The sequence below is a fragment of the Oceanisphaera sp. W20_SRM_FM3 genome, from assembly GCF_052119705.1.
GTDB lineage: Bacteria > Pseudomonadota > Gammaproteobacteria > Enterobacterales > Aeromonadaceae > Oceanimonas.
Genome location: NZ_JBGQOP010000041.1, coordinates 1 through 1425 on the forward strand (window position 1 = coordinate 1; position 1425 = coordinate 1425).

The following is a 1425-nucleotide window of genomic DNA, read 5'->3' on the forward strand; positions in this document are numbered from 1 at the left end:
GTGCCTTCGGGAACGCTGATACAGGTGCTGCATGGCTGTCGTCAGCTCGTGTCGTGAGATGTTGGGTTAAGTCCCGCAACGAGCGCAACCCTTATCCTTTGTTGCCAGCGCGTAATGGCGGGAACTCAAGGGAGACTGCCGGTGATAAACCGGAGGAAGGTGGGGACGACGTCAAGTCATCATGGCCCTTACGGGTAGGGCTACACACGTGCTACAATGGCGCGTACAGAGGGAAGCCAACCAGCGATGGTGAGCGGATCCCAGAAAGCGCGTCGTAGTCCGGATTGGAGTCTGCAACTCGACTCCATGAAGTAGGAATCGCTAGTAATCGTGGATCAGAATGCCACGGTGAATACGTTCCCGGGCCTTGTACACACCGCCCGTCACACCATGGGAGTGGGTTGCTCCAGAAGTAGATAGCTTAACCTTCGGGAGGGCGTTTACCACGGAGTGATTCATGACTGGGGTGAAGTCGTAACAAGGTAACCCTAGGGGAACCTGGGGTTGGATCACCTCCTTACCTTAACTCAACGTCTGTTGAGTGTTCACACAGTTTGCTTGATAAGAAAGAGTGACTTAAATCGCATCGGCAACCAGCCAGTGCGATTTTTTGCCCTCAGAACCCTGCTTTAGCAGAGAGTGAGGGCAAAAGAAACGGTTTTGGGTCTGTAGCTCAGTTGGTTAGAGCGCACCCCTGATAAGGGTGAGGTCGGTGGTTCGAATCCACCCAGACCCACCAAATCAATCTTCTACCTCGTCATAAGAATCGTCGTTTAGCAGGCTAAACTTCCTCATCTTATTTCTAGTATTAGAATGATTTGGTGACACGCTGCATATTATGCAAATGATATAAAGCGAGACACAAAGCTAACAACTAAATGGGGCTATAGCTCAGCTGGGAGAGCGCCTGCCTTGCACGCAGGAGGTCTGCGGTTCGATCCCGCATAGCTCCACCATTTAGTGCTAGTGAGTAATAACGAAAGCCGAAGTCAAGACGTCAAAGTAATAAGCTGTATACAGCTTACTCCTTTGATTTCTAACGAAGTCACGCTCTTTAACAATCTGGAAAGCTGATAGAAATAATTTGTAGTTCTTGATACGCAAGTGTCTTAGAAATTCTTGGCGAAATAAGTTGTAAGCATCAGTCACTGATGCGTTATGACCCCGCTTAGAGAATTGTTTTTATACTGTCTAAAGGTCGCTTTTATAAAGTGGGCTTTTAGACGAGCGTCATCGACGTAAGTTCGAGGCGTGGTCTTGAACGAGTGCTTGAGCATAGTTTTCTATGTGATAGCACGAGTAAAAGCCACAACGACGAAATCACTAAGATGAGGCCGTATAAAACACACTTCTTGGGGTTGTATGGTTAAGTGACTAAGCGTACACGGTGGATGCCTTGGCAGTCAGAGGCGATGAAGGACGTGC

General features: G+C 48.7%; 2 tRNA genes and 1 rRNA gene. All 3 read left to right on the forward strand.

The features are described 5' to 3' along the window. Positions 1-520, forward strand: a 16S ribosomal RNA gene (locus ACEN2G_RS14170); the annotation flags it as partial. A gap of 142 nt (positions 521-662) precedes the next feature. Next, positions 663-739 (forward strand) — tRNA-Ile (locus ACEN2G_RS14175). Between the two features lie 141 nt (positions 740-880). Further along, positions 881-956 (forward strand) — tRNA-Ala (locus ACEN2G_RS14180). Positions 957-1425 lie beyond the last annotated feature (469 nt).